This is a genomic window from Novosphingobium sp. UBA1939 (assembly GCF_002336885.1).
GTDB lineage: Bacteria > Pseudomonadota > Alphaproteobacteria > Sphingomonadales > Sphingomonadaceae > Novosphingobium.
The window spans coordinates 1-20295 of record NZ_DDFB01000011.1 but is presented as its reverse complement, the minus strand read 5'-3'; the positions used below and the strand labels follow the sequence as shown (position 1 = coordinate 20295).

At 66.1% G+C, this 20295-nt stretch carries 23 protein-coding genes; 11 read left to right on the top strand and 12 right to left on the bottom strand.

The features are described from left to right. Window positions 1–9: 9 nt before the first annotated feature. Complete coding sequence (locus B3547_RS01845; RefSeq protein WP_233497410.1) at window positions 10–879, bottom strand: CDP-alcohol phosphatidyltransferase family protein; 870 nt, start codon at window positions 877–879, stop codon at window positions 10–12. A 165-nt stretch (window positions 880–1044) separates the two neighbouring features. On the opposite strand from B3547_RS01845, the gene B3547_RS01840 reads away from it, so the two are divergent. The 3 genes from B3547_RS01840 to B3547_RS01830 all read left to right on the top strand — a co-directional run bounded on the left by B3547_RS01840 (window position 1045) and on the right by B3547_RS01830 (window position 4210). Next, window positions 1045–2172, top strand: coding sequence for a CDP-alcohol phosphatidyltransferase family protein (locus B3547_RS01840; RefSeq protein ID WP_194919000.1), 1128 nt, complete (start codon window positions 1045–1047; stop codon window positions 2170–2172). A 96-nt stretch (window positions 2173–2268) separates the two neighbouring features. Next, complete coding sequence (locus tag B3547_RS01835) at window positions 2269–3369, top strand: inositol-3-phosphate synthase (RefSeq protein ID WP_124810355.1); 1101 nt, start codon at window positions 2269–2271, stop codon at window positions 3367–3369. A gap of 94 nt (window positions 3370–3463) precedes the next feature. Next, complete coding sequence (locus tag B3547_RS01830; RefSeq protein ID WP_292959747.1) at window positions 3464–4210, top strand: NTP transferase domain-containing protein; 747 nt, start codon at window positions 3464–3466, stop codon at window positions 4208–4210. A 54-nt stretch (window positions 4211–4264) separates the two neighbouring features. Here the strand turns inward: B3547_RS01830 and B3547_RS01825 are convergent, their stop codons facing one another. Then, the gene (locus B3547_RS01825) at window positions 4265–4753 is read right to left on the bottom strand and encodes a DUF2141 domain-containing protein (protein ID WP_292959746.1); all 489 of its coding nucleotides are present in this window, start codon (window positions 4751–4753) and stop codon (window positions 4265–4267) included. 374 nt (window positions 4754–5127) lie between these two features. Between B3547_RS01825 and rpe the strand changes: the two genes are divergently transcribed. From rpe to B3547_RS01805, 4 genes are all read left to right on the top strand, one after another. Next, the gene (gene rpe, locus B3547_RS01820) at window positions 5128–5790 is read left to right on the top strand and encodes a ribulose-phosphate 3-epimerase (protein ID WP_124810358.1); all 663 of its coding nucleotides are present in this window, start codon (window positions 5128–5130) and stop codon (window positions 5788–5790) included. 205 nt (window positions 5791–5995) lie between these two features. After that, window positions 5996–7855 (top strand): heparinase II/III family protein, encoded by a 1860-nt coding sequence (locus tag B3547_RS01815; protein WP_125954244.1) that lies wholly within the window; start codon window positions 5996–5998, stop codon window positions 7853–7855. Window positions 7856–7864: 9 nt separating this feature from the next. Further along, the gene (gene purH / locus B3547_RS01810; RefSeq protein WP_292959744.1) at window positions 7865–9454 is read left to right on the top strand and encodes a bifunctional phosphoribosylaminoimidazolecarboxamide formyltransferase/IMP cyclohydrolase; all 1590 of its coding nucleotides are present in this window, start codon (window positions 7865–7867) and stop codon (window positions 9452–9454) included. 98 nt (window positions 9455–9552) lie between these two features. Then, entirely contained in the window at window positions 9553–10398 is an 846-nt protein-coding gene (locus B3547_RS01805) for an acyl-CoA thioesterase domain-containing protein (protein ID WP_292959742.1), read from the top strand. A gap of 81 nt (window positions 10399–10479) precedes the next feature. Here the strand turns inward: B3547_RS01805 and B3547_RS01800 are convergent, their stop codons facing one another. From B3547_RS01800 to B3547_RS01755, 10 genes are all read right to left on the bottom strand, one after another. After that, window positions 10480–11136, bottom strand: a complete 657-nt coding sequence (locus B3547_RS01800) for a cell wall hydrolase (protein WP_292959741.1) — start codon at window positions 11134–11136, stop codon at window positions 10480–10482. A 208-nt stretch (window positions 11137–11344) separates the two neighbouring features. Next, window positions 11345–11671 (bottom strand): DUF1491 family protein, encoded by a 327-nt coding sequence (locus B3547_RS01795; protein WP_292959740.1) that lies wholly within the window; start codon window positions 11669–11671, stop codon window positions 11345–11347. A 20-nt stretch (window positions 11672–11691) separates the two neighbouring features. Beyond that, window positions 11692–12189: a PaaI family thioesterase gene (locus B3547_RS01790; protein WP_125954248.1), complete on the bottom strand. Its 498-nt coding sequence runs from the start codon at window positions 12187–12189 to the stop codon at window positions 11692–11694. After that, window positions 12179–12640: a PTS sugar transporter subunit IIA gene (locus tag B3547_RS01785; RefSeq protein WP_124810364.1), complete on the bottom strand. Its 462-nt coding sequence runs from the start codon at window positions 12638–12640 to the stop codon at window positions 12179–12181. Before B3547_RS01785 ends, B3547_RS01790 begins: the two co-directional genes overlap by 11 nt. 132 nt (window positions 12641–12772) lie before the next feature. Next, the gene (hpf, locus tag B3547_RS01780; RefSeq protein WP_124810365.1) at window positions 12773–13342 is read right to left on the bottom strand and encodes a ribosome hibernation-promoting factor, HPF/YfiA family; all 570 of its coding nucleotides are present in this window, start codon (window positions 13340–13342) and stop codon (window positions 12773–12775) included. A 40-nt stretch (window positions 13343–13382) separates the two neighbouring features. Continuing rightward, a complete protein-coding gene (gene dnaQ / locus B3547_RS01775; protein WP_124810366.1) occupies window positions 13383–14069 on the bottom strand; it encodes a DNA polymerase III subunit epsilon in 687 nt (228 codons plus the stop codon). A gap of 40 nt (window positions 14070–14109) precedes the next feature. After that, window positions 14110–14724 carry a dephospho-CoA kinase gene (coaE, locus tag B3547_RS01770; RefSeq protein ID WP_292959738.1) on the bottom strand — a complete coding sequence of 205 codons (615 nt, stop codon included), beginning with the start codon at window positions 14722–14724 and terminating at the stop codon, window positions 14110–14112. Next, a complete protein-coding gene (locus B3547_RS01765) occupies window positions 14721–15575 on the bottom strand; it encodes a shikimate dehydrogenase family protein (protein WP_292959758.1) in 855 nt (284 codons plus the stop codon). Before B3547_RS01765 ends, coaE begins: the two co-directional genes overlap by 4 nt. 20 nt (window positions 15576–15595) lie before the next feature. Continuing rightward, the gene (locus B3547_RS01760; protein ID WP_292959737.1) at window positions 15596–16180 is read right to left on the bottom strand and encodes a nucleoside triphosphate pyrophosphatase; all 585 of its coding nucleotides are present in this window, start codon (window positions 16178–16180) and stop codon (window positions 15596–15598) included. A 49-nt stretch (window positions 16181–16229) separates the two neighbouring features. Beyond that, window positions 16230–17075: a pyruvate, water dikinase regulatory protein gene (locus tag B3547_RS01755; RefSeq protein WP_124810369.1), complete on the bottom strand. Its 846-nt coding sequence runs from the start codon at window positions 17073–17075 to the stop codon at window positions 16230–16232. Between the two features lie 341 nt (window positions 17076–17416). On the opposite strand from B3547_RS01755, the gene hemE reads away from it, so the two are divergent. The 4 genes from hemE to rho all read left to right on the top strand — a co-directional run. Beyond that, window positions 17417–18454: a uroporphyrinogen decarboxylase gene (gene hemE, locus B3547_RS01750; RefSeq protein ID WP_194919014.1), complete on the top strand. Its 1038-nt coding sequence runs from the start codon at window positions 17417–17419 to the stop codon at window positions 18452–18454. 24 nt (window positions 18455–18478) lie between these two features. After that, a complete protein-coding gene (locus tag B3547_RS01745) occupies window positions 18479–18805 on the top strand; it encodes a YnfA family protein (RefSeq protein ID WP_292959736.1) in 327 nt (108 codons plus the stop codon). Between the two features lie 132 nt (window positions 18806–18937). After that, on the top strand, window positions 18938–19381 hold the full coding sequence (locus B3547_RS01740; protein WP_292959735.1) for a CopD family protein: 444 nt from the start codon (window positions 18938–18940) through the stop codon (window positions 19379–19381). A 163-nt stretch (window positions 19382–19544) separates the two neighbouring features. After that, window positions 19545–20295: transcription termination factor Rho (rho, locus tag B3547_RS01735; protein WP_292959734.1), on the top strand; the 751-nt coding region annotated here is incomplete at its 3' end.

Sequence of the window (20295 nt, the reverse complement as noted above, 5' to 3'; positions counted from 1 at the left end):
GTCAGGCCCTTACGCCGTCAGCCCTTCGGCCTCCAGCCGCTGCGCGGTCCGCATCGCCGCCGCATTGTGCAGCTTGACGGAAACCGCCATCAGCAGGTTCAGCACCACCGTCTGGTACAGGAAATAGTAAAGGGGGCTGCCGGCAAACATCGCCAGGCCCAGCACGATCGCGCGCGGGTTCGGGCCAAGCAGCTTGAGCACGCGCAGCAGCGGCTGCTGTTCGCGCCGCACTTCGGCCCGGATCGCCCCCAGCCGCGCGGGATCATCGCGCGCCGCCTTGACCGCGCCGTCTATCACCAGCGCATGGGGCGACATGCCCGCCGCCAGCCGCAGATAAAGCCGCACGATGGTCTGCAGAAAGATGCGCCAGGCCCCGCGCTTCTCCTCGAACAGGCCCGGCTGATCGCCCTTGGCGTTGTGCAGCCAGGGCACGCCGTACATCCAGTACTGGTAAAAGCGCCGCTGCACTTCGACGTGGTTCGACTGCACAATGTGGCTGGCGCCGGCCGCCAGCGTCCAGAACCAGGCCCAGCCCGCCCCCATCGTGCGCGTGAGCACGAAGGCCAGCAGCACGTAGAGCACGATGTGGCTGGTATAGTCGCAGATGCCGTCGACCATTTCGCCGAGCGGGCTGGACTTGCCGGTAACCCGCGCCAGATCGCCGTCCGCGCCATCGACGATATGCCAGGTCATGTGCAGCGCCATGCCCAGCGCCGCGCCGAGCGGCCAGGGCACGCCCCAGTAGCAGAAGCCCGCCGCCACCACGAACAGGCCCCCGGCCACCGAAACCATGTTGGGCGTTACCGGCGTATGCGCGAGCCGGCGCGCCAGCTGCCAGGACAGCGGATGATAGAGGTACAGGTTCAGCGGATCCTGCATTTCGCGCGGCCGTTGCGGCCGACGAGGTTCCACTGCGCGCGTAATCATCCGAAATACCTCCCGACGTTTCGCCACCTTGGCGACCGCCGATGGCGGCTATATAAGCCGCGCCACTTACTGAACAGGGTGGATGCGTTCATTGGGCCTGCCCTGGGGATCGAATAGATGAAATTGCCGCTGGGAGTCATCGTTTTCGCATCGGGACGCGATGCCGAGCGGCTGGTCGCGGGCGTTCCCGCCGCCGCGCGTTCGGTGCGCGAGGCGCGGCGCGCGGGCCTTTCTGTATGCTGGGTCACCGCCGGCGCGGGATGGGAACCTTCGGCGGCAACGCGCGCCGAGATCGACCGGCTCGCCGATGGCATGGACGTGCATTTCGGTAACGGATCGGCCCTCGCGGTCGAAGGCGGGTTTGACCGGGTGGCGATGATTCCCGGCGATCGGCAGCCGACCGCCGATGCGATCCTGCGCGCGATCGCCGAACCCGGCGGCATCACGCAGGCCGATCTGGTGCAGGTCGTGCCGCAGGAGGAAGCCAACCAGGTTGCCGGGCGGATGACCGCCCAGGGTGCGGAATCGCCGCGCCGGCTGGGCGCCGCCGCCCGCGCCGTCGTGCGCTCCACGGCCAAGCCGACCGACGGAATCGTCTCGCGCCACCTCAACCGGCCGATCTCGCAGGCGATTTCCGCGCTGTTGCTGCATTTTCCGGGAATCCGCCCGGTTCACGCGACTATCGGCACCGGGCTGATCGCCGCCGCGATGTTCGCCAGCCTGCTGTTCTGGGGAGCGACCGGCCTGGTGGTAGGGGCTATCCTGTTCCAGGCCGCATCGATCTTCGACGGGGTTGACGGGGAAATCTCGCGCGCCACGTTTCGCAGCTCGCCGGCGGGCGCGAAGATGGACAGCCTGGTCGATGCCGCGACGAATCTGGCTTTCCTGCTGGGCGTGGCCATCAACCTGCAGATGCGCGGCGAAGTGGTCTATGCGACGTTCGGCTATGCCGGCCTTGTCCTGCTGGCCAGCGGACTGGTGATGATCGGCCGGGCCGCCGCGCGCAGTCAGGCGCCGTTCAGTTTTGACGTGGTGAAGGACCATTACCGTCGGCAAGGTGCGAACGGTGAGCCATCGCGCTTGATGCAGGGGCTCACTTACCTTACTAGCCGGGATTTCTTCGCACTGGCTTTCGCATTGCTCATTGCGTTCGGGCTTGCTCCGCTGGTGCTGGCCCTGTTTGCGGTTGCTGCCGGGGGATGGCTGGTCGCTGTCATCCTTGCCCTGCGGCCTACGCAAGCATGACGTCAGGGAAATGTGCTTGCATTTGCCGCGCGAAATGGAAATGAGGCAAATTAGTTACAGCCGCCGTATGGCGCCTGTGTGAAGGGATCGAGATTCATGAAGCCAATCAAGGTCGCCGTGATCGGCGTGGGCAACTGCGCCAGCTCGCTGGTCCAGGGGGTCTATCACTACCGCAACAACAACTCGTCGCAGGGCCTCATCCATGACCGGATCGGTGGCTATGGCGCGGGTGACGTTGATTTCGTGCTCGGCATTGATGTCGATGCGCGCAAGGTAGGCAAGGACATCAGCGAAGCCATCTTCGCCGGTCCGAACTGCACCGCCGTGTTCTTCCCCGACGTTCCGGCCACCGGCGCCAAGGTCATCATGGGCAAGAAGCTCGATGGCGTTGCCGATCACATGACCGGAATGGGCGACAAGGGCTTCATCGTGGCCGACGCGCCCGAAGCCACCAAGGAATCGATCGTGGCCGCGCTCAAGGAAACGGGCGCCGAGGTTCTCCTGAACTTCCTGCCGGTCGGTTCGCAGGAAGCGACCGAATTCTATATGGAATGCGCGCTCGAAGCCGGCGTCGCGGTGGTCAACTGCATGCCGGTGTTCATCGCCAGCCGTCCCGAATGGGAAGCCAAGTTCCGCGCCAAGCGCATCCCGATCGTGGGTGACGACATCAAGGCGCAGGTCGGCGCCACGATCGTCCACCGCGTGCTGTCCAGCCTGTTCGGCGCGCGCGGCGTGACCGTGGAGCGCACTTATCAGCTCAACACCGGCGGCAACACCGATTTCATGAACATGCTCGACCGCCAGCGTCTGGGCAGCAAGAAGGAATCGAAGACCGAGGCGGTGCAGGCCATGCTGGCCCAGCGCCTTGAGGACGAGAACATCCACGTCGGCCCGTCGGACTATGTTCCCTGGCAGAAGGACAACAAGCTGTGCTTCCTGCGCCTGGAAGGCGCGCAGTGGGGCAACGTGCCGATGAACCTGGAACTCCGCCTTTCGGTGGAAGACAGCCCGAACTCGGCCGCTTGCGTGATGGACGCGATCCGTTGCTGCAAGGTCGCGCTGGAGCGTGGCGAGGGCGGTGCGCTGATCGGCCCGTCGGCCTATTTCTGCAAGCACCCGCCGCAGCAGTTCAACGACGACGTCGCCGCGCAGATGGTCGAGGAATACGTTTCCGACCAGGCGCTTGCCGCCGAGTAAGCGGACCGACGCGACAGGACAGGGCGGGCCGGCCGGACGTTTGGGCGTTCGGCCGGCCCGCTGCTTTTTCAGCCCGGCAGGAATCCCGAAGATCATGGACGCGCTCATCATCGCCGCCGGCTATGGCAGCCGGCTTGCCGACCTTTCCCCTTCCAAGCCGCTGACGCCGGTCGCCGGCGTGCCGCTGATCGAGATCGGCGTGCGCCAGGCGATGATCGCGGGGGTGACCCGCGTGGTGGTGGTTACCGGCCACCGCGCCGAGATGGTCGAGGCGTTTCTGGCCGACCTTTCGCAGCGGCTGGCGGTGGAAATCGTGCCCGTGCGCCTGGCGGACTGGTCAACGCCCAACGGCCATTCGGTGATGGCCGGCGCCACGCGGTGCGAAGGCAACTACCTGCTGATGATGGCCGACCACATGTTCGAGGCCGAGATCCTGGCCAGCCTGCTGGCGCAGGACGCGCCCGACCGGGGCGTGACCCTGGCGATCGACCGCCGGCTCGACAATCCGCTGGTCGATCCCGACGACGCCACCTGGGTGCGGCTGGACGAACGCGGCTTCATCACCGCCATCGGCAAGACCATCGAACCTTACGACGCGGTCGATTGCGGCGCGTTCCTGGCTACGCCGGAGCTGGCCACGGCGATCCGCGAGGCGATCACGGCCGGCAAGGCGGGAAGCCTTTCGGACGGGATGCAGGTGCTGGCCGATCGCGGCCGCGCGGCGACGATGGACATCGACGATGCCTGGTGGATGGACGTCGACGATCCCCGCGCGCACACGCTGGCCGAGGAGCTGGCGCCGTGGCATCTCGCGCCGATGTTCAACGGCGTGCCGGGCTGAAGCCGCCCCGGCGCGAGGGCCAGGGAGCGCGGCCGGCGCCCCCCCGGCCGGCCGTCAGGGATATTTCAGGTGAATCCGCGTGGACAGGTTGCTGCGCGGAATGCTGATCCGCACCGAACGGAACGCGGGCAGGCTGGCGATGGTCGGCGGATTGTTGGAAAAACCGAAGCCTTCGGTCGGGATGCCGAGCACGCCGCTGCGGTTGATCTTCCCCGACGCATCCTCGTCGTGATAGACCGCGATGGCATAGACGCCGGGGCGGGGCACAAACAGGCACATGCGCGTTTCGGGCGCGGCGGCATCGACCCGCCCGACGTAGAGCGATCCGTGCTTGACGAGGAACTTGCGGGAATCGTCTTCGTACAGCGTCACCGCGATCAGGCCGTTGCCGTTGCGCACGCCATCCACCACGATGTTGATCCAGGTGTCGCTCGCCGGGCCGGCACAACTCGGGGCCGCCTGTGCGGAACTGGCGAAAAGGCCCGATCCGGCAAGCGCAAGGACGGCTGCGGCCGCGGCGCGGATACGTCTCGGCAAGGTCATATCGCTTCAATCCCAGTTGCTGTTCCCGTCAGCATCGCTTCCCGTGCCCGCCCTTGCCGGCCGACCACCGAAACCACCTGACCTTTATCGCGATGCCCCTGTAATGCGGGTTTCGCGCCCCCGCCATATCCAATTCGGGCCGTGAACGCGCGCTTAATCCGGGCGGGAGCCGGCAAAGTGTGCGACCATGCCTAATCCGTGTGGAAAACGGCGGATTCACGCTTGTTCGGGCGATTCGCCACCGGTAAGCCCGAATGCGGCGCAAGGAAATCGCCCGGTCCCGCCGGACCAGGCTTTTCCGACCCGCCATCCACAGTTCACGGTATCCCGAAACAGGTTCGCAAGACCGCAGGCAGCGAAGATCGTTCCCGTCCATGGCTGTTCCGCTGATTTCGCCCTCGATCCTTTCCGCGGACTTCGCCCGTCTGGGCGAGGAAGTTCGCGCTATCGATGCCGCCGGCGCGGACTGGATTCATGTCGATGTGATGGACGGCCATTTCGTGCCCAATATCACCATCGGCCCCGGCGTGGTGAAGGCGCTGCGCCCGCACACGGCGAAACCGTTCGACGTTCACCTGATGATCTCGCCCGTCGATGGCTACCTGCAGGCCTTTGCCGACGCCGGCGCCGACATCATCACCGTCCATCCCGAAGCCGGCCCGCACGTCCACCGCACGGTTCAGGCGATCCGGGCGCTGGGCAAGAAGGCCGGCATCTCGCTGAACCCCGCCACGCCGGCCAAGATGCTCGATTACCTGATCGACGAGATCGATCTGGTGCTGATCATGAGCGTCAATCCCGGGTTTGGCGGGCAAAGTTTCATTTCCAGCCAGCTTCGCAAGATCGAGGCGGTCCGCAAGATGATCGACAAGACCGGCCGGCCGATTCACCTCGAAGTGGATGGCGGGGTCGATCTCGAAACCGCCAGGCTGTGCACCGGTGCCGGCGCGGACGTGCTGGTGGCCGGAACCGCCAGCTTCCGGGGCGGGCCAAGCCATTATGCGGCCAATATCGCCGCGCTGAAGGGGGCGGGCTGACGCCGTGAACGAAAACGGCCTTTCCTTCGCCCGCGCCTTTGGCGCCGCCGGAAACAATGAGGCCGGTTCGCGCGTTGGACGGGGTGAGGCTGTGCCGGCAACGGAAGGCAACGGACGGATCAAGCGTGGTTCCTTCCATCCCGGTGCTCGCCACGGCGAAGGCCCGGCCATTCCGCTGGGTCCGGGAGAGGAACCGCTGCTGTCCATGCCCGGAACAACACCGGCCGAACCCACGCCAGCCGCTACCCCCTCTCCGGGGCCATCCATCGGAACGCCTTTGACGGAAGCGCCAGGGCCGGAGCGCGCGACATTGGCCGAAGCCGAGCTCGAACTGACGCCCACGCCCGAAACGATCGAGCCCGGCCGCGCCCTGGCGCTCGCCGATTTCTCCCCTCCCGCAGTGGGCGCGGGCGATCGCTTCGTGCGCTTCGCCTATCGCATGGGGCTGCCGGCGGGCGCGCTCAACCCGTTCCGCAAGCGGGCGCGGCCGCGCCTGACGGCAACGGTCGCCAATCCGCTGCCCGGTGACACGGCCGCCGGCACCGCGTTGCGCGCCGGCCATTTCCTGCTCCACGGGATGAAGGCGCCGATCGCGGATGTCGAGTTCAGCGGCCCGCGCCTGTCGCCCCCGTTCGAGCGGCTGATCCATGGCTTTGGCTGGCTGGCTGACCTTGAAGCCTGCGCGCCGCGCCAGCAATGCACCCAGGTTGCCGAACGGGTGCTGCAGATCTGGATGGCGGCCAACCCCAAACCCAACGCCACCCCGGCGTGGGACGTGGGCAACGTCGGCCACCGCCTGCTGTCCTGGCTGATCCACGCGCCGCTGCTGCTGTCCGGCCCGGACAAGAAGGCGCGCGGGCGCATGTTGCTGGTGATCGAGGAAACCGCGCGCTGGCTGGATCGCAACGTCGGCAAGGCGGGCGACAAGCTGGCCGAAACCGCCGGCTGGACTGCGATCACCGCCGCCGGGCTGCTGCTGGCCGATGGCCATCCCCGCCGGCTGTTCGGCGAAGCCGGCCTGATGCGCGCGGTGGGCGATCTGATCGGCGACGATGGCGGCGTGCTTTCCCGCAGCCCGCTCGGCCAGATCGAGGTGATCGAGCTGCTGGTGCGGCTGAAGGCCTGCTACGCCGCCGTCCGCAGTGATGCGCCGCCGCAGATCGATACCATCCTCAACCTGCTGGTTCCGCCGCTGCTGTCGCTGCTGCATGGCGATGGCGGGCTGGGGAGCTGGCAGGGGGCCGGCGCCGTCCCGGCCGCGCGGATCGAGGCGCTGGTCAAGGCCAGCGGCGTCCGTACCCGGCCGCTGCGCGATGCCCGCCAGTGGGGCTATCAGCGGGTGAATGCCGGCAAGACCGTGCTTCAGGTCGATGCGGCACCCCCGCCCGTGGCCCGCCACACCCGCGATGGCTGCGCCTCCACGCTGGCGTTCGAACTGAGCCATGGCGCGGAACGGATCATCGTCAACTGCGGCGGCGCGGCCTTTGCCGGCGGCCTCATCCCGCTGCGGCTGGCGCAGGGGCTGCGCGCCACGGCGGCGCATTCCACGCTGACGATCGACGATTTCAACTCTACCGCCGTGCTCATCAACGGCAAGCTCGGCTCGGGCGTGTCCGAGGTCGAGATCGACCGACGCACCTTGCGCGGCGACAAGGGCGGCGGCGCAACCCGGATCGAGGCGAGCCACAATGGCTATGTCACGCGCTACGGCCTGTCGCACCAGCGCATCCTGATCCTGCGCGACGACGGCACCGAACTGCGCGGTGAAGACCTGCTGGTGCCGGCGGGCCGCAAGGGCAAGCGCGGCACCATCGGCGTCGCCTTGCGCTTCCATCTCGGTCCGAATATCGAGCTGGCCGCCGGCGAGGACGGTCTGGGGGTGACTCTGGCCCTGCCCGACGGCAGCCTGTGGCAATTCCGCTCCGGCCGCGATCCCGTGTCGGTCGAGGAAAGCCTGTGGGCAGACGGGCAGGGGCGCCCCATCGGCACGCGCCAGCTTGTCATCCAGGCCAAGATTCCCCGCAGCGGAGAGACATTCTCCTGGCTGCTCAAGAAGATGAGATAGGAAATTCCTGTGAGTGAGGTGACGATCAAGCGGGCGCTGCTTTCGGTGTCCGACAAATCCGGTTTGGCGGATCTGGGCAAGGCGCTGGCGGCACGCGGCGTGCAACTGGTCTCCACCGGCGGCACCGCCAAGGCGCTGCGCGACGCCGGGCTGACCGTGCGCGACGTGTCGGACCTGACCGGCTTTCCCGAAATGATGGACGGCCGCGTCAAGACGCTGCACCCGATGGTCCACGGCGGCCTGCTGGCGGTGCGCGACAACCCCGAACACGCCGCCGCGATGGAAGCGCACGCCATCGGCGCGATCGACCTTGTCGTGGTCAATCTCTATCCATTCGAAGCGACCGTGGCCAAGGGCGCCGACCGCGACGAAGTGATCGAGAACATCGACATCGGCGGCCCTTCGATGGTCCGTTCGGCGGCGAAGAATCACGCCTTCGTCACCATCGTGACCGATCCGGCCGATTACGCCACGCTGCTGGGCGAACTGGAACAGTCCGGCGGGGCCACCACGCTGGCGTTCCGCCGGGCGATGGCGGCCAAGGCCTTCGCCGCGACCGCCGCCTATGACGCCGCGATCTCGAGCTGGTTCGCCTTCGCCGACCAGGGGCAGCGCTTTCCGGACACGCTCAATCTTTCGAGCAAGCTGGTCACGACGCTGCGTTATGGCGAGAACCCGCACCAGAACGCGGCGCTCTACGTGCCGAACCGGCCCGCCACCACCGGCCTGCCCCAGGCGCAGCAGGTGCAGGGCAAGGAACTGTCCTACAACAACTACAACGATGCCAACGCCGCGCTGGAACTGGTGGCCGAATTCGCGGCGGACAAGCCGACCGTGGTGATCGTCAAGCACGCCAACCCCTGCGGCGTCGCCACCGCCGATACGCTGCTGGAAGCCTGGCACCAGGCGCTGGCCTGCGATTCCGTATCGGCGTTCGGCGGCATCGTCGCGGTCAACCAGCCGCTCGACGGCCCCACCGCCAATGCGATCTGCGAGATTTTCACCGAAGTGGTCGTGGCTCCTGGCGCCGACGAGGCCGCGAAGGACGCTTTCGCGCGCAAGAAGAACCTGCGCCTGCTGCTGGTGAACGACCTTCCCGACGCGCATCGCGCCGGCCTGACGCTGGTGCCGATCGCCGGCGGCCTGCTGGTGCAGGATCGCGACAACGGCGCGCTGGGCGACGACGCGTTGAAGGTGGTGACCAAGCGCCAGCCGACCGAACAGGAACTGAAGGACTGCCTGTTCGCGTGGACCGTGGCGAAGCACGTCAAGTCGAACGCCATCGTCTATGCCAGCAAGGGCGTGACCGCCGGCATCGGCGCGGGCCAGATGAACCGGCGTGATTCCTCGCGCATTGCCGCCGCCAAGGCCAGGGAAGCCGCCGAAACGCACGGCTGGGACGAGCCGCGCACGGTCGGCTCCGCGGTCGCGTCCGACGCGTTCTTCCCGTTTGCCGACGGCTTGCTGGCGGCGGTGGAAGCCGGCGCCACGGCGGTGATCCAGCCGGGCGGATCGATCCGCGACGAGGACGTGATCAAGGCGGCCGACGAAGCCGGCCTCGCCATGATCTTCACCGGAATGCGCCACTTCCGCCACTGATCCCTCCCGGCCCGGCGCGCGAAGGGAGGGGGCGTCTTCCCTTCGCCATTTAATCGTGCAATTAAACCCCTTCAATGGAGGGGGAGAGCACGAAAGCCGTGCCGGAAAGCGTTTTCGAAACCGATGGCGATCTGTTCGTGCCGACCAGGCTCGGCCGGGGCTACTGGCAGCCGGGCACGCTGAGCGGCGCCGCAATGGCATCGCTGCTGGGCTTCGTCATCGAACGCGACGTCATGGAGCCGGGGCTGATCCCCGTGCGCTTCGGCGTCGACATGCTGCGCATGGCGCCGGCGCAGCCGCTCGGCGTGGACTTGCGCGTGTTGCACGACGGCGGCCGGCTGAAGCTGGTGGAAGCCAGCCTTTCCGCCGACGGCAAGCTTTGCGCCCGCGCCACCTGCCAGCTCGCCCGGCAATCGCGGCAGCCGGACAATCCCGTCTGGCAAAGCCCGCCGTGGCCCGCGCCGCCGCCGGAAGGGTTGGAGCCGCTGCGCCGTTTCGGCAACTGGGAGGTGCGCCCCGTCCCCGCGGCTACGCACCCCCGCTTCCGGCGCGAAAGCAACGGGATCGACCAGGAGCGCGGTACCCCGGAGCAGGGCAATCCCACCGTGCTCGGCACGATGGGGCCGCCGCCGGCACGCCAGGCGTGGTTGCGGGCCGGGGTCGAGATCGTCGCCGGCCATCCGCTCACGCCGTTCGGCCATGTCGCGCTGACGGCGGACTTCGCCAGCCCGCTGGCGCACAGCAGCGAACACGGCATCGATTTCGTCAATACCGACTTCACCGTGCATCTGCACCGCCTGCCGGTGGGCGAATGGCTGGGCTATGAACTGACCGGGCACCTCTCGCAGCACGGAATCGCGGTGGGCCAGTGCGCGCTGCACGATCCGGCAGGCCCGCTGGGCACGATTTCCGTCAGCGCCATGAGCCTTTCGCGGAAAAGCTGAACCCGATACGGAAAGGGCCGCCCATGGCATCCCACGGGCGGCCCTTTCGCTATTCCGCGCGGCCCGAAAGCCGCTGGCGCGTCAGCGGTAGAAGATATGATTGTCCACGCGGGCGAGGCGAACCTTGCCCCAGCGCGGCGAAACGCGCGCGGCATGGAAATACATCGCGCCTTCGGCCGGGCTCTTCCACGCGCCCTTGTCGGCGATCTGCGCGATCTTGACGGCTTCCGCCCAGTCGCGGCTGCCCTTGTTGATCGGCGGCATGGCGTGTCCGCGCACGAACGAGAACTGCGAGGGCTGGTAGACCACACCACAATAGCTCGCCGGGAACCGGCCCGACTTCGAACGCTGAACCACCACACGGCCCACGGCAAGCTGGCCGTCCAACGTTTCGCTCTTGGCTTCGAAATAGATCGCGCCGGCAAGGCAGTTCAGCTCGCTCGACAGCTCGGTGGGGACGGCGGTTTCATCAACCAGCTCGGCCAGCGATTCCGCGGCGTCCGATTCCGGGGCATCAGCGATGCTCGACGCGGAATGCGCGGCGGCCTGTTGCGCAGCAGCCTGCTGGACAGACGCGGCGGACCGGCTAGGGAAAATCACGGGAGAGGCGCCTTGGGCCTCGATCACAGGAACCTGCGGGTCCTGAACGGCCGCGCGGGAACCGGCGGCGGTAAAGATCGTTGTTGCCAGTGTCAGGCAGATGCTGATCGCGCTGGCAAACTTTAACTGCTTACTCATCCATCATCGTCATTCGGCGGTGAGCACCCGGGCATGGCGGAAGCAAGCCCCATCCGAGACTTTCATCTCGCGGGCCTGCTCCGGAGAGCCATGACGGTTGCCCCCCGTCTGCGTGCTAGCGCGTCCTGCCTCCCGCAGAACCACGCCGCCTTCGCATTGCGGTAGGGTGCCTTTATTTGGCGAAGCGGCAGAGTCAACCCCGCACAGGTCATCCCCGGATCAGGCGTTCCCCGTCTGCGACAGTCAGTTCGATAATCCACACGTCCGGGTCTTGGCGCTGGCGGCGGATCAGGTAATCCTCAAATTCTTTTTTATTATCAGTATCTTGAACCTTTGACTTGGCCCAATCCCGCGTGCCGTCGCGCTGCGGCATCCGCTCATAGAGCGCTCCAAGTCCCTGATTATCCACCATAACAATCAGGATGGTGCCGGAGTCCGGCTCGCCCTTGTGCAGCACCATCGCGAAGCCGCCCTGCGCCTGCGTGCGGCGGATCAGTCCACTGACTTCGAGATGGGCGGGAAGGCGCGTTGCCATGAGCCCGGCGGCCGATCCGCTCAGGCGGCCGTGCCGCGCAAGCCGGCATTATAGCCTTCCAAGCTGCCCAGCGCGATGCGCGACCGCTGAAACGTGCCGGTGCCCCGGCCCACTTCCTCGCCTTCCTCGTCCACCAGCCGCGATTCCGCCACCAGCACGCGGCGCCGGCCGGAAACCCAGCGCCCTTCGGCGATGACCCGGCCACCGTGGATGGGCCGGCTGAAGAACAGGTTGAACGAGGTCGTCAGCAGGAAGCGATCCGTCACCAGCGTATTCGCGGCATAGAACGCGGCATCGTCCAGCATCTTGAAATAGATCGTGCCATGCGCCGCGCCCGCTGCGTGAAAGCAGCTCGGGTCGACATCGAAAACGATACGCGAGCGGCCTTCGCCCACGATTTCCAGACGCGACGAGAACAGATGGTTGACCGGCGCCGAGGTATAGAGACCTTCCAGCGCGCGCCAGTGCAGCCGGGCGCCTTCGCTGGCCGCGCCGGCCGCGCCGTCTTCAGGCGGCATCGCGGTCGATGACGTTGACGAGCAGGGCGTAGATCGCGTCGGCATCGGGCGCGGCGAGCAAGCGTTCGTGCATCCGCTCGTCCCGCATCAGCCGCGAGATCGCCGCCAGCGCCTGCAAATGCGTGGCCCCGGCCTGTTCGGGCGAAAGCAGGCCGAACACGCAATCCACCGGCATGCCGTCGGCCGCTTCGAATTCGACCGGATTTTCCAGGCGGAAGAACGTGGCCACGGGCCGCGGCAAATTGTCCAGCCGGGCATGCGGAATGGCAACGCCACGGCCGAAGCCGGTGCTGCCCAGCCGTTCGCGCTCTTCCACCCGTTCGAGCACGGAGGCACGATCCAGCGCATAGACCGTGGCGAAGCAATCGGCGAGTTCGCTCAGAATCTGCTGCTTGGTTTCGGCGCGGACAATACGGACCGCCAGGGGATCAATGGTAAAAAGAGCCGTCATGGACTGGAAATGCCGTCAGCATGCCTCAGGGGCACGATCAATCGGGCGGGCCATGCGCCGGAAAGCCCCGGCATGCAAGTGCCGAATCATGGCTTCCCGCCTAAAATGGCGGGAAGCCATGACCGATAGCCTCTACTTGGCGGGTTCGACCCAGCCGATCGACCCATCGCCACGGCGATAGACCATGTTGTGAACGCCGGTGCCCGCGTTCTTGAACAGCAGCGCGTTGGTATTGCGCAGATCGAGCATCATCACCGCGTCGGAAACGGTTGCGGTGGGCACGTCAACGCGCGTCTCGGCGATCACCAGCGGCGCATCGGCGACTTCGGGCTCTTCCTCGGTCTCTTCGACCACGAACACGGTGTAGGCCGCTTCTTCCGCGCGCCGGGCGTGGTCGGCCTGGTCCTGCCGAGCGTTGATCCGCCGCTTGTAGCGGCGCAGCTGCTTGTCGATCTTTTCGGCCGACTGATCGACCGCCGCGTGGGCATCCTGGGCGATCGCGCTGCCCTTCAGGATCAGTCCCTGCGTGACATGCGTCACGATATCGCATCGGAAACCACCGTGCGGCCCCTTGCCAAGCGTGACTTGCGAGGAAAGCGCGCGGGAAAAGTACTTGCCGACGACGCCCGTCAGCCGCTCCTCGGCATGAGCCTGGAGCGCGGCGCCGGTCTCGACCTGATGGCCCGAAACGCGAATATCCATAAAAACCTTCTCCTCGCTTGAGGCGATCCCGCGCCGGCCGCTAGCGCGACCAGAGGGGATCGCTGAAACCCGCCATGAATTCGGCATGGCGGGCCAATTCCGCCTCGCTCGCGGCATGGGGCCGGGGCGTGCGGAAGACGCGGGTGACAGCGGCGATGGCCAGTTCTTCCGTCTGCACGGAAGCAGCCGCCTCTGCGGCCAGTTCCAGGCCGATCTGCCGCCCACCCATGAGTTCGACGTAGAGCTGCGCCAGCAGTTCCGCGTCCAGCAAGGCGCCGTGCTTGGTGCGATGGCTCCGGTCGATGCCATAGCGCGTGCACAGCGCATCCAGTGAAAGCTTGGCGCCGGGATGCTTGCGCCGGGCGATGGCGACCGTATCGACCATGCGATCGCGGTCCACCGCTTCCAGCCCGCAGGCCGCCAGTTCGTGATTGAGGAAGCCGAAATCGAAACCGGCGTTGTGCGCCACCAGAGGACTGTCGCCCAGGAAGGCGATCAGTTCCTCCGCCCGTTCCCCGAACTTGGGCTTGTCGGACAGGAACGCCTCGGACAGGCCATGGACCGCCTCGGCTTCGGCCGGCATGCCGCGCTCGGGATTGAAATAGGCATGAAACACGGCCCCGGTAGGCACCCGGTTGACCATCTCGATGCAGCCGATCTCCACCAAGCGGTCACCGCTCCGGGGGTCGAGACCCGTCGTTTCCGTGTCGAAGACGATCTCACGCATCAATAGGTATATTGACCCGTCGCCGGGCACTGGCAAGGCTTCAACGCGGGTTTTTTTGCCACGCGCCGCTACGGATGCGCTCGATCAGCGCGGCAACCTGCGCGCGCGTTTCCTCCAGCGTCACGCCGGTATCGACGATGAAATCAGCGCGGGCGCGCTTTTCCGCATCCGGTACTTGCAGGTCGAGGATATGGGCGAACTTGTCTGGCGTCATGCCCGGTCGCGCCAGCACGCGCGCGCGTTGCGCCGCGGCGGGAGCCGACACGACCATCACCGCGTCGAGCCCGGCACCATGCCCCTTTTCGAACAGCAGCGGAATGTCGAACACCACGATCGGCTGCCCGGCATGTTCGATCAGGAACGCTTCGCGCATCCGGCCCACGGCGGGGTGGACGATCGCTTCCAGCCGGGCGAGCGCTCCGGGATTGCCGAAAACACGCGCGCCCAGTTCCTGCCGCACCACCCCCTCGGGACCGGTGGTGCCGGGGAAGGCCGCCTCGATCGCCGGGACGAGCGCACCGCCCGGCCCTTGCAGCGCATGAACCGCCGCGTCCGCATCGAACACCGGCACGCCCAGTTCGCGCAACATCAGCGCCACGGCGGACTTGCCCATCCCGATCGAGCCGGTCAGGCCGAGAATGAAAGGCCGGCTCATCCTGCAATCTCCCGGCGCAACAGAGCATCGCCATCACGCGGCGGCCGCGTGCCGAAAAAATGGGCGAAGGCATGGTCCGCCTGCCCGATCAGCATCGACAGGCCGTCCACCGTGCGGAACCCGGCGGCGCTTGCCGCCTTGAGAAAGTCCGTTTCGAGCGGTGACGTAACGATATCGTAGAACACGCTGCCCGGCGGCGCGTGGCTCATGTCGAAAAGCAGGGGCGGTTGGCCGCTCATCCCCAGCGAAGAGGCGTTGACCACCAGATCGAGGCACCCGGCACGGTCGTCGAAGGCAAAATCCGTTACAGATTCGAAGTGCGCGATATCGACCGCGTGGTGGTCGCCGCCGGGGTCCAGTTCATCGAGTAACGCCCGCGCTTTTGCCGGATTTCTGCCGGCCAGCACGATTACCATGTGTTCGTCCGCCAATGCCGTAACGATCGCCCGCGCCGCTCCGCCGGTGCCCAGCACGCGCGCCATCCGGAAAAGGTGCGTTTTGTCGAGTAACGGGCGTAACGGTTCGAGGAATCCGGGTGCATCGGTGTTACGGCCAACCAGAATCCCGTTACGTTCACGCACGATCGTGTTGACCGCGCCGATCCTTTCGGCCCCGGAATCGAGCCGATCGAGTAACGGAATCACCGTTTGCTTGTGCGGCATCGTAACGTTACAGCCGCGCCAGGCCTCGTCGTTACGGCGATCGGCCAAATAGGCCGCCAAATCGCCCTCCGTTACGTGACAGGCGTTATACACAGCGTCGATTTTCAGCTGCTTCAGCCAGAAATTGTGAATAACGGGCGACTTCGATTGCGTTATGGGATCGCCAATTACCTCTGCATAGGGTCTGATCGCCACGTTACGGCCCTTTCTCAGGCTTCCAGCTCTCCCTGCGCGCGCAGCGCAGCCAGAACGGCCAATAGCGGCATTCCCAACACGGTGAAGTGGCTTCCTTCGATCCGTTCGAACAGCTGCACGCCCAGCGCCTCGATCCGGAACACGCCGACACAGCCCGAAACGGCGGGCCATTCCCTGTTGAGATAGCTGTCGATAAAGCTGTCCGAAAGCTGTCGAACATCAAGCCGGGCGGTCTCGCAGTGACGCCACACCGTTATCCCGTCGCGCACCAGCACGGCAGCGCTGTGCAGGTTCATCCGCTGGCCGGAAAAGAACCGCAGGTGTTCGGCCGCCTGCTCGCGGCTCACCGGCTTGTCGAACTGCCGACCACCCACTTCGACCAGCGAATCGCCGCCGAGCACGAGCTTGCCGGGTACGCCGACGGAAACGGGCAGGGCCTTGGCTTCGGCCAGGATCGTCGCGACATCGCCGCCCGGCACTCCGATCAGCTCGCGCTTGATCGCGCCTTCGTCGACATCGGACGACTGCGCTTCGTAAGCGATACCGGCGGCATCGAGCATGGCCTTGCGCGAGGCGCTTTGCGAGGCGAGGACTATCATGGCAGGCTTCTCCCGTGCGGATCGGCGGGGATCCGCGTGCAATTCCCGGTCAGATCGGCTTGGATCCGGGCGTTTCCGAACCGCCGGCGGCCTGGCGTTCGTTGTAGAGGTTGATCACCGCCGCCGCCGTCTCCTCGATCGAGCGGCGCGAAACGTCAATCACCGGCCAGCCGTTGTCCGCGAACATCCGCCGGGCGTACTGGACTTCGCGCGCGACCTGATCGCTGTTCACATAGGCCGTTTCAGGCGACTGGTTGAGCGAGAGGAGCCGGTTGCGCCGGACCTGAATCAGCCGTTCGGGCGATGTCGTCAGCCCCACCACCAGCGGCCGGCGCAGATTGAACAGCGAAGAAGGGGGCGGGCTTTCCACGACAATCGGAATGTTCGCCACCTTGTATCCCCGATTGGCGAGGTAAATTGACGTCGGCGTCTTGGAGGAGCGCGAAACGCCGGCCAGAAGGATGTCCGCCTGTTCCCAGTTTTCCCAGCCCACCCCGTCATCATGCGCGATCGTGAACTGAATGGCATCGACCCGGGCGAAATAGGCTTCGTCCATCATGTGCTGACGGCCCGGCCGTGCCTTCGCTTCCTGGCCAAGCTGCTCCTCCAGCGCGTCGGTCACTGCATCGAGCGCAGCCACGCTGGGCAGGCCGAGCGCGGCGCAGCGCTGCTCCAGCCGCTCGCGCGTTTCGGCATTGACCAGCGTGAACAGGACAAGCCCCGGATTGGCGGCGATTTCCCCCATGATGCGGTCGAGATGCTGCTGCGAGCGGACCATCGGCCAGAAGTGGCGGACGATATCGGCATCGTCGAACTGCGCGAGCGCCGCCTTGGCGATCATCTCGAGCGTTTCGCCGGTGGAATCCGACAGGAGGTGCAGATGCAGCCGCGTCATCGTGGCCCGTTTCCCCGTCTTTTCCAGCGCCCCGGGATGAGGCTGTGGACAGCGCTAGGATAAACCACGGGAGGAATGCGACGACAAGTTCGGCCTGCCATTTCACCCCCGCAACCGGCCGATCCACAAGCGGTTTGCCGACAGGTGGAAAGCCTTCCCCACAGGCTGGGGACTGCGGGGATAACTTCGCCTTGACCACCGAGCGCGCAGAGTCGGGCCACGCTTTTTTGTGGAGGCCCCGGCACAAATCGGGCAGAGCGCGCTCATCCCCGCTATCCACAGCACAACAGATTCCATCATCCTTTTTAAAAGAATCTATTTTTTAGGATTGGACCGAACCGATGCCCGGCCCGCTGCTCCGCTCGCTCTCCGGCGAAAATCTTGATTCCCGCCCGGTCTGGCTGATGCGCCAGGCGGGCCGCTATCTGCCCGAATACCGGGCCTTGCGGGCTGCCAAGGGGGGATTCCTCGAGCTGGTGTACGATGCCGAGGCCGCGGCGGAAATCACGCTCCAGCCCATCCGGCGCTTCGGTTTCGATGGCGCGATCCTGTTCTCGGACATCCTGATCGTGCCCTACGCCATGGGGCAGAACCTGGAGTTTCTGGCGGGTGAGGGGCCACGCCTGTCGCCGCGCCTGATCGATGCCCAGCTTTCCGCGCTGCGGGCCGTGCCCGAACGCCTCACCCCGATCTACGATACCGTGCGCCGGGTGCGCAGCCAGCTGTCGGGCGACAAGACCCTGCTGGGCTTTGCCGGATCGCCCTGGACGATCGCCACGTACATGGTGGCGGGCGAGGGCAGCCGCGACCAGCACGACACGCGCGCCTACGCCTATCGCGATCCTGTGGCCTTCCAGGCGATCATAGACGCGATTGTGGACGTGACCGTGGAATATCTCGCCGGACAGGTCGAAGCGGGCGCAGAAGGGCTCCAGCTGTTCGACAGCTGGGCTGGCAGCCTTTCCCCGGCGCAGTTCGAACGCTGGGTGATCGAACCCAATGCCCGCATCGCCGCCGCGATCCGCAAACGCTACCGGCACGTGCCGCTGATCGGCTTTCCCAAGGGCGCAGGCGAAAAGCTCGTGGCCTATGCGCAGGGCACGAAAGTGGACGCCATCGGCATCGACGAAACGATCGATCCGCTGTGGGCGGCGAAGAACCTGCCAGCAAACCTGCCGGTGCAGGGCAATCTCGATCCGCTGCTGCTGCTGGCGGGCGGGGTCGAGCTGGAACGGCAGACGTTCCGCATTCTCGAAGCGTTCGCCGACCGGCCGCACGTGTTCAACTTGGGCCACGGTATCGGCCAGTTCACGCCGATCGAACATGTCGAGCACCTGCTGACCGTGGTACGCGGCTGGCGGCGGGGGCAGTCACGGTGATGGCGCGGTAAGGAGCATCGGGCAATGCCGGCACCGCTTGTCTTTGTGGGCGCGGCGTTGGCCGAAATCGCGGGATGCTTCGCGTTCTGGGCGTGGCTCAGGCTGGGCAAGCCGGCGTGGTGGCTGGTGCCCGGCTGCGCGTCGCTGGTCCTGTTCGCGTGGTTGCTGACGCTGGTGAACAGCGATGCCGCTGGGCGCGCCTATGCGGCCTATGGCGGGATCTACATCACGTCCGCCTTGCTGTGGCTGTGGATCATCGAAGGCGTGCGGCCGGATCGCTGGGACCTGGGCGGCGCCGCGCTGTGCCTTGCCGGTGCCGCGGTGATCCTGTTCGGTCCGCACCGCGCCTGAGCGCGGGATGCCGATCCCGGCCGGATAACGGTGCGGTTTTCGAGGCTTGCATTACCGACAAGCGGCGGCAAAAGGCTTTCCCGGTCAATTCTCCCGTTCCGGGATGCGTGCTGACGCGCTATCCTGGATCGCATGGTGCAGGTGTTCGCGATGATCTATCTCTGGCTCAAGGCCGGCCACATCATCTTCGTGATATTCTGGATGGCCGGGCTGTTCATGCTGCCGCGCTACTTCGTCTATCATCAGGAAGCGGCCCCCGGATCGCACGAGAACGCGATGTGGATCGATCGCGAGGGCAAGCTGCTGAAAATCATCCTGTGGCCGTCGCTTGTCGTCGTGTGGGTGCTTGGTCTGGCGCTGGCGATGACGACCGGCGCGTTCCAGCAGGGCTGGTTCCATGCCAAGCTGGCCCTTGTGCTGGCGCTGACGGCTTACCATTTCTGGCTGGCGGGCTATGCCCGCGCGCTGGCGGCGGGCGAACGCCGGCTTTCGGGCAGGCGCCTGCGGATGATCAACGAAGTGCCAGGCGTGACCGCCGCGCTGATCGTCATCCTGGTGATTCTCAAGCCGTTCTGAGCCTTGACGCATTACGGTCCTGATTGACTTGCCGCGAGGCAAGGCATATCGCGCTGTGCGTCCGGCATCGGAGGTCGCGCCACCATGGCAGCGACCGGACCCGCTTTCTCCAAGCCCCAAGGTCCGCCGGCCATTCCCAGTATTCCATCCGGAACCCAAGAATATGCATCTCAAGGAACTCAAGAAGAAAACCCCTGCCGAGCTGGTCGAAATGGCCGAAGAGCTTGGCGTCGAAGGCGCATCGACCATGCGCCGCCAGGACCTGATGTTCGCCATCCTCAAGGAGATGGCGGAAGATGGTGAGGAAATCCTCGGCATTGGCACGATCGAGGTCCTGCCCGATGGCTTCGGCTTTCTCCGTTCGCCCGAAGCGAACTACCTGGCCGGCCCCGACGATATCTACGTTTCGCCCAACCAGGTCCGCAAATGGGGCCTGCGCACCGGCGATACCGTGGAAGGCGAAGTCCGCGCGCCCAAGGACGGCGAGCGCTATTTCGCGATCACCCGGCTGATCAAGGTCAACTTCGACGATCCCGAAGCGGTCCGCCACCGCGTGAACTTCGACAACCTGACGCCGCTCTATCCCAACGAGCGCCTGAAGCTCGATACGCTCGACCCCACGGTCAAGGACAAGTCGGCCCGCGTGATCGATCTCGTCAGCCCGCAGGGCAAGGGCCAGCGCGCGCTGATCGTGGCGCCGCCGCGCACCGGCAAGACCGTGCTGCTGCAGAACATGGCCAAGGCCATCACCGACAACCATCCGGAAGTCTTCCTGATCGTGCTGCTCGTCGACGAACGGCCCGAGGAAGTGACCGACATGCAGCGTTCGGTGAACGGCGAGGTCATTTCCTCGACCTTCGACGAACCCGCCAGCCGCCACGTCCAGGTGGCCGAAATGGTGATCGAGAAGGCCA

Coding starts and splice junctions, on each gene's coding strand:
- B3547_RS01815 (WP_125954244.1), top strand. CDS start 5,996: ATGCCCGGAACAACACCGGCCGAACCCACGCCAGCCGCTACCCCCTCT.
- hpf (WP_124810365.1), bottom strand. CDS start 13,342: ATGGATATTCGCGTTTCGGGCCATCAGGTCGAGACCGGCGCCGCGCTC.
- B3547_RS01745 (WP_292959736.1), top strand. CDS start 18,479: ATGCCGGCACCGCTTGTCTTTGTGGGCGCGGCGTTGGCCGAAATCGCG.
- B3547_RS01755 (WP_124810369.1), bottom strand. CDS start 17,075: ATGACGCGGCTGCATCTGCACCTCCTGTCGGATTCCACCGGCGAAACG.
- B3547_RS01800 (WP_292959741.1), bottom strand. CDS start 11,136: ATGAGTAAGCAGTTAAAGTTTGCCAGCGCGATCAGCATCTGCCTGACA.
- B3547_RS01825 (WP_292959746.1), bottom strand. CDS start 4,753: ATGACCTTGCCGAGACGTATCCGCGCCGCGGCCGCAGCCGTCCTTGCG.
- B3547_RS01760 (WP_292959737.1), bottom strand. CDS start 16,180: ATGATAGTCCTCGCCTCGCAAAGCGCCTCGCGCAAGGCCATGCTCGAT.
- B3547_RS01830 (WP_292959747.1), top strand. CDS start 3,464: ATGGACGCGCTCATCATCGCCGCCGGCTATGGCAGCCGGCTTGCCGAC.
- B3547_RS01840 (WP_194919000.1), top strand. CDS start 1,045: ATGAAATTGCCGCTGGGAGTCATCGTTTTCGCATCGGGACGCGATGCC.
- B3547_RS01740 (WP_292959735.1), top strand. CDS start 18,938: ATGGTGCAGGTGTTCGCGATGATCTATCTCTGGCTCAAGGCCGGCCAC.
- B3547_RS01795 (WP_292959740.1), bottom strand. CDS start 11,671: ATGGCAACGCGCCTTCCCGCCCATCTCGAAGTCAGTGGACTGATCCGC.
- B3547_RS01845 (WP_233497410.1), bottom strand. CDS start 879: ATGCAGGATCCGCTGAACCTGTACCTCTATCATCCGCTGTCCTGGCAG.
- B3547_RS01835 (WP_124810355.1), top strand. CDS start 2,269: ATGAAGCCAATCAAGGTCGCCGTGATCGGCGTGGGCAACTGCGCCAGC.
- hemE (WP_194919014.1), top strand. CDS start 17,417: ATGCCCGGCCCGCTGCTCCGCTCGCTCTCCGGCGAAAATCTTGATTCC.
- rpe (WP_124810358.1), top strand. CDS start 5,128: ATGGCTGTTCCGCTGATTTCGCCCTCGATCCTTTCCGCGGACTTCGCC.
- B3547_RS01790 (WP_125954248.1), bottom strand. CDS start 12,189: ATGCCGCCTGAAGACGGCGCGGCCGGCGCGGCCAGCGAAGGCGCCCGG.
- coaE (WP_292959738.1), bottom strand. CDS start 14,724: ATGAGCCGGCCTTTCATTCTCGGCCTGACCGGCTCGATCGGGATGGGC.
- dnaQ (WP_124810366.1), bottom strand. CDS start 14,069: ATGCGTGAGATCGTCTTCGACACGGAAACGACGGGTCTCGACCCCCGG.
- B3547_RS01785 (WP_124810364.1), bottom strand. CDS start 12,640: ATGACGGCTCTTTTTACCATTGATCCCCTGGCGGTCCGTATTGTCCGC.